We start from the raw sequence: 7580 nt of genomic DNA on the forward strand, positions 1-7580 counted from the left end.
TCCGCAGCATCCGTTCCCATATTCTGAAATGGAAAGCCGAACAGCCCAAAGCGTCATCCCGGTTCACCTCTGCGCCAGCCCAGGCCAATGTTTCCCGCTCTGGATATTATCGCTGGGCCGTTGCCGCTGAATCCCGCGCGAGACGTGAAGCCCAGGATCAAAATGATTTCGCACTGATTTTGCAGGCGTATAATCATCGCGGATACGCAAAAGGAGCGCGCAGTATCTACATGCGTCTCCTGCATTTGGAAACTCCTGTGTGCATGAATCTCAAGAAAATCCGAAGAATTATGAATAAATATGGTTTGAAGTGCCCCATCCGAAAAGCAAATCCTTATCGCCGGATGCTCAACGCAGTGAATCAGTTGATCAAAATCCATGGTGTTTCTCTACAGGCAGAACCCCTGATCAACAGCGATCAGGGGTCCCACTATACAAGTTTGAAATTCATTCAAATCATCCGGGATAATCATCTGCGCCAGTCCATGTCCAGGAAAGCCAACTGCTGGGACAATGCGCCCCAAGAGAGCTTCTTCGGGCATATGAAGGACGAGTTGGATTTGGTCGCCTGCAGCGATTGCAACGACCTCCTTGCCCTGATAGGCGATTGGGTAGACTATTACAACTAAAGAAATCTGCGCCTGCAGATCCCTTTGCGAAATCGCTCCAAAATCCTGATTGACACCCAACTGATTGTCCTTGACTTGGGGTACAGTTTACGATGCGCTACTATGAGCATGAGAGTTTGATAACTCCTATGCGAAATTCCAGTAACCGCCGCCGTTATTCTGACAACGATATTATCTGGATTGCCGTTATCAAAAGACTGAAAGCAACCGGGATGCCGATTGAGGAAATCAAGAGATATGCGGTACTCCGAGCCAAATGGGATACTACCCTCACGGAACGGATGGAAATGCTGATCCAGCACCGCCAATCGCTGAAAGACCAGATCAGGCAGCTGCAGGAGCATGAGGCAAAGCTGGACGAAAAGATTGCTTTTTACCAGCAGGAGATGGAACGCCGCTGTTCGGACGCGCCTTAAATTTGCAGCAGTCTTTCGATATTGCCGCCCAGCGCCATTTCTGTGATGGAGCTGGACGGACTGGCAAATTCAATTAACTGCCTGCACAGCTTTGGCTCACCGAATGGAGCATCTGAACCGAACAAACATTTTTCCGGCACTTCGGTCAAAGCTGTTTTAACTGAAAGGGGTGTAAATGCCGCAGACAAATCAAGGCAGACGTTTTCCTGTTCCTTTGCAAATGCGATCACATCCATCCAGTTTGAGCCGCCCATGTGTCCAAAGATAACCGGCACAGCAGGATATTTCCGGCACAGATTCAAGCTGTGTGATTTGCGTTTCTGAACCGGGGGTAAACTCGCCAACCCCCTTGAATGAATTTCCGGCGATATAGTCCTTTACCCATTTTGCGGTGTCGCCGTCCGTAAGCCCCAACGGAACAGGGCCAAAGCCGAAGAAGCGATCTGGCGCATCCTGGATGGCCTGATTTAACTCCAGAATGGGGTCCTTCATTTTGGCTATCCTGACTTCGGGAGAATAGCTGCCCGCCAGAAGTTGGTACAACACCTGCATCTCTGCGCCGATCGCCTCTAAGGTTGCAGTTTCGGCCCGCTCCACATAAGGGGTCGTTGTCAATAGAATCGCTTTGTTCACTCCAGCATCATCCATTTTCTGAATCTGCATGGTAGTGGGAGCATAACGTGTTGATGGCTGTCTACAATCATTGAGATCATTCCTTTCCTTGCCTGGATGTGGCACCACCAAGGATACCACGGACAAAAAGGATGAGCAAGAACACACATTTGGGGTATGTAGTTTCTTTTTCGATACTGCCGTGGAGGAAATACGATGGCAAAAGCAGCTGCAATTACCGACCAATGCCCTGTGGAGATCGGACTGAATATTTTGGGCGGCAAGTGGAAATTGAAAATCCTGTGGCAAATTTCCAAAGGGGCCGTACGCTTCAACGAATTACAGAGGCGTTTCCGGAAAATCACAACGAAAACTCTGACGCAGCAAATCCGGGAACTGGAAGATCAAAAAATCATTCAGCTGTGCCATCAGCCAGTGATGAGGGTGAGTATTTTACAGATGGCGCAGATTGACGCGATACTCCCGCAAATCATCTTCTTTTACGGTTTCAATAATCCTGTTAAGCGCTGTGGCAAGAGCTTCCTTGTCCTCTGGCAAGGCTCCTTGGAACTGAAATGCGTTTGATGCGCCTAAAGCGGCAAATTGGGTGGGTATTTTTAGGTTTTCAAGTAAAGTGCGAATTTCCTTGTATTTTTCAATCTCACTTTCTTCTTTCCAGTTGCCGCGCTGAATTTCCTGGTAAAGCTCCGATTCCGGGTAAATTGTCAGCATATTGACGCCAATGAGCGTGGGATGAAGCTGATTGCAAACGTCTGCGGTGGCCTTTGCTCCGATCTCACCACGTCCAGCGCCGGAGATACTTACCAAATAGAAGAAACTGTAATGAATACCGGCCCGGTCTAACCGCTGGCATTGTTTCACAATATCAGCAGCGGTATAACCCTTATTCATAAATTGCAGGGCTTTATCATCGCCGGTTTCAATTCCGATTGTCAGTCCGTCATATCCGGCCCGATGGAGGGATACTAATTCCTCGTCCGATTTCAGCGTAACATCTGTAATTCTTGCAAAGCATCCAATCGTTTTGACTGACGGAACATATTGCCGAATCAAGTCAGCGATTGCCATGAGCCGCTCATACTTCAATATAAAAGGATTTGCCCCGAGCAAAAAGGCCCTCTGGGTGCGCTCCGGCCTGGGCTGCCCTTGCAGTCGGGCGGTCAGCATCGCAATCGGGTCTGTACTCCAAAGCTGCACCTCCTGCAAGTCACTCTCCACATCTTCAAGGGATGACATTCTGAACTTGAACGGCAAATCATGATAGAGCGTGCAGAATTTGCAGTTGTGATGGGTACAGCCTGCCGTCACTTCAAGCAACAGCGAGGAAGCCTCATACGGTGGCCTCCATATCGTTCCAGTGTAGTGCATAGTAGAACCTCCTTGTTTTTTTGCCATTATAACATGGCGCAGAGAAAATAAAAGTACGGTACTTTTTTGTAGTACCTTGCCTTTTAACTGTAAAGACGATATAATATCATCAGGAGGTTATGAAAAATGCGGAAAACAGAGACGGCAATCCAGCGGTGTAAAACGATGTCAACGCTCCAAAAAATCTTGGGCGGCAAGTGGAAACTTGAAATTCTCTACTATATCGCCTTTCATGACATCCATAGATTTGGAGAACTGCGCCGCCGGCTTGGTGAAATAACAGAATCGTCCCTGACAAAACAGCTTCGGGAATTAGAAGCCGATGGATTTTTAATCCGGCATGATTTTAAAGAGATTCCGCCGCGAGTGGAATACACTTTATCCGATTTAGGTAAGAGTTTTATTGATGTGATTGATTACATGAAAACCTGGGGCGATCACAATTTGCCAGAGCAAAGGTGAGTTGATTTACCCTATCTTAAATACCTGACCGTTATGCGGTTGGATAACTGCAGCCACTTCCGGGAGCCGCCTGTTCACCTAATGCAGTCAAGGGAGAATCAGACCATCCTTGCGCCCGGTCAAGCTGATTTAACAATGTCTGCCCATGACAAACGATATAAAATGTAACCATTTCAGTTTGTCTCTTCATAAAGGCCGCACCAGGAGGATACCCCCCTGGTGCAGTCAGACGGTTTACAGGCTCTCGTAGGAAACCAGTTCACTTATCGGGATTCGTGTTTGGCTGTGCCGCTCCGGGTCGGCAAAGTTTTCCCCAGCATAGCCGACCACCAGGATGTTGACCGGCTCCAAATTGGCAGGGAGAGCGAACTCCCGGCAGAGAACGTCTGGTTTGAAGTAGCACACCCATACGCTGCCCAGGCCCAGTTCCGTGGCCTGGAGCATCATGTGGTCGGTCAGAATGGAGGTATCGATGTCCCCGGTCTGCTTTTGGTCAAAGGGCCGTACCCATGCTTTGTTGTGGTCAGCACAGACGATAATGGCCAGGGGCGCACCGTAGATGTTGGCGGCTTTTCCAATTTTCGCAAGGCCCTCGGCGCTCTGGACGGCGATCAGGTGAACCGGCTGGAGGTTGGCGGCGGTAGGGGCCACATGAGCAGCCTCCAGAATTTTCTCCAGCTTTTCCGGCTCCACCTTCTGATCGGTGTAGTTGCGGAGGGAGCAGCGTTTCTTTGCAATCGTCATAAAATCCATGATATGTTGTCCTTTCTAAATTGATTTAATGGCCGGCCGGTCAGGGCGACCATCTGGCAAAATTCTAACAACATTCTGAACGCTTCACAAGACTGCACTTTTTCGGTAGGTACTTCCCAAAAAGTGAGTCCTTTTCCAGACCGCCGCGCTATGATATACTTTTCCATGAGGTGATTCCATGAAGCAAACGCAATTCAACTGTCCTGTTGAGGTAACTTTGTCACTGATTGGCGGGAAATATAAGCCGCTGATCCTCTGGCATCTGGTAGATTGCCCTCTGCGCTATATGGAGTTGCAGCGGAGAATTAACGCAACCCCCAAAATGCTTTCCCAACAGCTCCACGACTTGGAGGACTGCGGCATGATACATAGAGAGGTGATCCCGGAGAAGCCGCCCAAAACCGTGTACTCTCTGACAGCGCTTGGAGACAGCATTATCCCTGTTTTGGACGCCATGTGTCAATGGGGAACAAACTACATGGACGGTCTGGACATTCAGCCGCCGTGTTGTAGTGCAAGGATATAATAAACGGGCATAGCTGCGGTTGGCTATGCCCGTTTCTATTCCGGAAACGTTAGAACTTACTTAACAATATACGTTATGGGTGCAGAGGTATCTATGCCTGCATACATGGTTTCAAAACCAGCGTAGCGGTTTAACCCTTTTTTCTCATTTGCCAAAGCGCGAAAGTGTTCGTCACGCTCGGCCTCTGTGTCAAAGTAGATTACGTTGTTCTCAAGCAAAGCATTATCTGCTGATGCGGTTTTGTCCACGGGCGAGCCGTGAATATCGCCTGATTGCACTGGGGCCGCGGTGTTATATTCAGTGGGCTGATCTGACCAAAACACTTTGCCTTCTTCGATCATTTTGAGAATTTGCTGCCATTCTTCCGGGGTATGTTTACGCTCATCATCAGGACTGACAGAAATCAATGTGGTATTCCCTATGGTAACAGGGGCATTCGTATCAGCTTCTTTCCCGATGCTATAACTAAGCGAACCATCAATATCTGCGTACTGCTCAGGAATTGTAGTTCCGCTTTTATCTTGAACACGAATCTCACTACTCATACCATCAGCAGCCGTAGCAAAGGCGGTTGTTACACTGACAACCAATGCGAACGTAAGCGCAAGTGCCGTAATAGATATTTTCTTGTAATAACACAAATTTTGTAATGCTGTCAAAACGCCGGATATGTACATACTCATGGGCTAAAATGTACTGTAACAATTTAGAATCTTCCCACTTGGTAGATGTTGGCATCAGTATCACAGGCTGGAACACCCCGTAGGTGAGCGGGGTAGAAAAGCGGCTGGATTGACGAATGGATATTGACCGTTTTAGCTGGTGGGTACTTATCCAATGCCTTACAAATCCGTTGTCTACCGGCAGGGACGTTTGAAACTCTTGACAGTATTTCCAATAGGCCACAAAGTAAACCGCAGCACAGAGCATCACACCAGCAGCCCAAATAAGTGTCCACATAGAAATAGCACTTGCAGTGGTTGAGCTATCAGCGGGTATCGTGGTTATTTGCTTTGCTATTTCTATCGGCAGCATCTTAACTTCCTGTGAGACTTTTTCCGTATTTGCAGCATGCATACATTGTGCCAATAACGAGTATACGCTAAATGTGGATGGAAGAGAAAATGGAAACAACAGCCGCGCAACCGCTATCTCCCAAAGCACCAAAAAAGTCTTTTTGGGTAATAGGTTGATTGCCAAGATACGAATAATGGTAATTGCCAAAATTATCATAGCCCCGGCAAAGCTCATTTGCAGCAGGCTCACTTGCGCCACCTCACTCCAACTCCCCAACAATTTGCTTGAGCTTTTCAATTTGCTCGGCGCTCAATTTTTTGCGTCCCAGCAAAGCTGCAAACAGTTTGTCGGCGCAGCCGTCATACACTTTGTCGATCAACTCATTCGTTTCCGCTTCCTGCACCTCTTCTTTTGGGATAAGCGCATGGCACATGAAGTTCGGTTCGGAGCGTTCAATCGCGCCCTTTTTGATACAGCGTTTAATCAGGGTATAAGTTGTATTTACGTTCCAACCCAATTCCTCGGCCAGCAGCTTGGCAATATACTTAGCCGGAACATCACCATCGCGCCAAAGGACAGCCATTACTTTCAATTCTGAATCGAACAGTTTTATGTCCATTCAATAACACCTCCTTTTTAAGACTGGAGTAGTGGACACTTGCATATACTACCACAGTTTTAACAAGTTGTCAATACTACTTTGGTCTTAAAAATTAAAATATTCTATTTCAGAAGAAATCAATTTAGAGTGTCTGGCCGTATTGACCATGAAACATAGGAAAACTGTAGCGATGATTTGCGATGTCCAGGCTCCCGCCTTCAGGGGGCTAATTTTCATAGATGCCTTTGAGCGTATATTCTGCTAAAATGTGACCGTCCATTTCCCGATAGAGTTCATTCAGCAAAAATCCTCGTTCCAAGTTCAGTAGCTTATCCAGCGCATATACATAAAGTTTGTAGATGTGCGGCTTATCTGGCGGGGTCATTCCTCCGTAATAGGAAGAAAGCTCTGCCAACTGCTCCCCGCCTTGTATGCTCGTCCAGCTATTCTGTCGGAAGATTAAGAGGTTCTAATATTTCCTTTGAAAACGGAACTAAAGATGCTTTGTATTCCTTTGATATTTCTATATTCATATCGCACCTCAAATAAAGCCGGATTTGTCGGTTGATTTATCGGTTCAAGTATAGCACATCTCCCCACTGAAAACAATCCCCGTTCCACGCCGTTTCGACTATCCAGACCGTCAAGGGACGAGTAGTATTTTTTGCTCCGCAAAAAATCTCCACTCTGCCCCTTGACTGTCTGGATTTTTGCCGTTGCCATTTCGCCGCCGAAAACGGGGAACAGGATTTGACAACCCTGCCCCCGCTTTCGTCCGCTTCATTTTAACGGCAAAACCGTCTGCACTGGTGCGGCGGCTGACGGTAGGTTTTGCGGTGGCTCTGCCCCCGCGCCCCCGGCCTCTTCCAAAGAACAGGATAAGGGCAAATGCGTCCCCGGCGGGCGTGGACATTTAGACTTGCGGCACAGCCCCCAAACCCGCATGAATACGGGCTTCCTGGGGCGCTCCAAGCCCCGGTGCGGGGTGGGGTAAGGGTTTTATACTACCCGCCCCCGAAAACGGCATCTAACCGTCCACGGGGCTTTTCACGCCAGATTTTTCCCATCCCTTGAAAAGTTCCTCTTGACAAAAAGCCTAACGGCGAATTTATCGGAACCTGGGCGATTTACGGCTATCAGAAGTGCCCTGACGATCATCACCGGATTGAGCCGGA

At 48.1% G+C, this 7580-nt stretch carries 12 protein-coding genes and 1 pseudogene; 5 read left to right on the top strand and 8 right to left on the bottom strand.

All coding sequences use genetic code 11. The features are described 5' to 3' along the window. Window positions 1–629 (top strand): IS3 family transposase (locus D1159_RS18065; protein WP_161846994.1); only part of this gene is annotated, 629 nt, incomplete at its 5' end. A gap of 92 nt (window positions 630–721) precedes the next feature. Next, complete coding sequence (locus D1159_RS18070) at window positions 722–1045, top strand: MerR family transcriptional regulator (RefSeq protein ID WP_161846995.1); 324 nt, start codon at window positions 722–724, stop codon at window positions 1043–1045. On the opposite strand, the gene D1159_RS20305 is transcribed toward D1159_RS18070, so the two are convergent. Then, window positions 1042–1281, bottom strand: a complete 240-nt coding sequence (locus D1159_RS20305) for a hypothetical protein (protein ID WP_347563728.1) — start codon at window positions 1279–1281, stop codon at window positions 1042–1044. The genes D1159_RS18070 and D1159_RS20305 overlap by 4 nt on opposite strands. Then, window positions 1235–1693 carry a hypothetical protein gene (locus D1159_RS20310; RefSeq protein ID WP_347563729.1) on the bottom strand — a complete coding sequence of 153 codons (459 nt, stop codon included), beginning with the start codon at window positions 1691–1693 and terminating at the stop codon, window positions 1235–1237. The genes D1159_RS20305 and D1159_RS20310 overlap by 47 nt, the downstream gene beginning before the upstream one ends. Window positions 1694–1873: 180 nt before the next feature. On the opposite strand from D1159_RS20310, the pseudogene D1159_RS18080 reads away from it, so the two are divergent. Next, window positions 1874–2068 (top strand): annotated as a pseudogene (locus D1159_RS18080) (helix-turn-helix domain-containing protein); the annotation flags it as partial. A 42-nt stretch (window positions 2069–2110) separates the two neighbouring features. Here D1159_RS18080 and D1159_RS18085 read toward each other — a convergent pair. Continuing rightward, entirely contained in the window at window positions 2111–3046 is a 936-nt protein-coding gene (locus D1159_RS18085) for a radical SAM protein (RefSeq protein WP_161846996.1), read from the bottom strand. A 126-nt stretch (window positions 3047–3172) separates the two neighbouring features. Between D1159_RS18085 and D1159_RS18090 the strand changes: the two genes are divergently transcribed. Then, entirely contained in the window at window positions 3173–3508 is a 336-nt protein-coding gene (locus D1159_RS18090) for a helix-turn-helix domain-containing protein (protein ID WP_161846997.1), read from the top strand. 234 nt (window positions 3509–3742) lie between these two features. On the opposite strand, the gene D1159_RS18100 is transcribed toward D1159_RS18090, so the two are convergent. After that, window positions 3743–4261: a nitroreductase family protein gene (locus D1159_RS18100; RefSeq protein WP_161846999.1), complete on the bottom strand. Its 519-nt coding sequence runs from the start codon at window positions 4259–4261 to the stop codon at window positions 3743–3745. 178 nt (window positions 4262–4439) lie between these two features. Here D1159_RS18100 and D1159_RS18105 point away from each other — a divergent pair, with 178 nt between their 5' ends. Continuing rightward, window positions 4440–4787 carry a helix-turn-helix domain-containing protein gene (locus D1159_RS18105; protein WP_161847000.1) on the top strand — a complete coding sequence of 116 codons (348 nt, stop codon included), beginning with the start codon at window positions 4440–4442 and terminating at the stop codon, window positions 4785–4787. 56 nt (window positions 4788–4843) lie between these two features. Here D1159_RS18105 and D1159_RS18110 read toward each other — a convergent pair whose 3' ends face one another. The 4 genes from D1159_RS18110 to D1159_RS18125 form a co-directional block, all read right to left on the bottom strand. Next, entirely contained in the window at window positions 4844–5332 is a 489-nt protein-coding gene (locus D1159_RS18110; protein ID WP_161847001.1) for a hypothetical protein, read from the bottom strand. 4 nt (window positions 5333–5336) lie between these two features. Beyond that, window positions 5337–6062, bottom strand: a complete 726-nt coding sequence (locus D1159_RS18115) for a M56 family metallopeptidase (RefSeq protein WP_161847002.1) — start codon at window positions 6060–6062, stop codon at window positions 5337–5339. Between the two features lies 1 nt (window position 6063). Beyond that, window positions 6064–6423, bottom strand: a complete 360-nt coding sequence (locus tag D1159_RS18120) for a BlaI/MecI/CopY family transcriptional regulator (protein WP_161847003.1) — start codon at window positions 6421–6423, stop codon at window positions 6064–6066. A gap of 208 nt (window positions 6424–6631) precedes the next feature. Next, window positions 6632–6865: a hypothetical protein gene (locus tag D1159_RS18125; protein WP_347563730.1), complete on the bottom strand. Its 234-nt coding sequence runs from the start codon at window positions 6863–6865 to the stop codon at window positions 6632–6634. Window positions 6866–7580: the final 715 nt, after the last annotated feature.

This window comes from Pseudoflavonifractor sp. 524-17 (genome assembly GCF_009935845.1).
Lineage (GTDB): Bacteria > Bacillota > Clostridia > Oscillospirales > Oscillospiraceae > Pseudoflavonifractor_A.

Bases quoted from the DNA above. Each gene is read 5' to 3' on its own strand.
- D1159_RS20305 (WP_347563728.1), bottom strand. From the start codon at position 1,281: ATGGATGTGATCGCATTTGCAAAGGAACAGGAAAACGTCTGCCTTGAT.
- D1159_RS18085 (WP_161846996.1), bottom strand. From the start codon at position 3,046: ATGCACTACACTGGAACGATATGGAGGCCACCGTATGAGGCTTCCTCG.
- D1159_RS18070 (WP_161846995.1), top strand. From the start codon at position 722: ATGCGCTACTATGAGCATGAGAGTTTGATAACTCCTATGCGAAATTCC.
- D1159_RS18110 (WP_161847001.1), bottom strand. From the start codon at position 5,332: ATGAGTAGTGAGATTCGTGTTCAAGATAAAAGCGGAACTACAATTCCT.
- D1159_RS20310 (WP_347563729.1), bottom strand. From the start codon at position 1,693: ATGGATGATGCTGGAGTGAACAAAGCGATTCTATTGACAACGACCCCT.
- D1159_RS18100 (WP_161846999.1), bottom strand. From the start codon at position 4,261: ATGGATTTTATGACGATTGCAAAGAAACGCTGCTCCCTCCGCAACTAC.
- D1159_RS18105 (WP_161847000.1), top strand. From the start codon at position 4,440: ATGAAGCAAACGCAATTCAACTGTCCTGTTGAGGTAACTTTGTCACTG.
- D1159_RS18090 (WP_161846997.1), top strand. From the start codon at position 3,173: ATGCGGAAAACAGAGACGGCAATCCAGCGGTGTAAAACGATGTCAACG.
- D1159_RS18120 (WP_161847003.1), bottom strand. From the start codon at position 6,423: ATGGACATAAAACTGTTCGATTCAGAATTGAAAGTAATGGCTGTCCTT.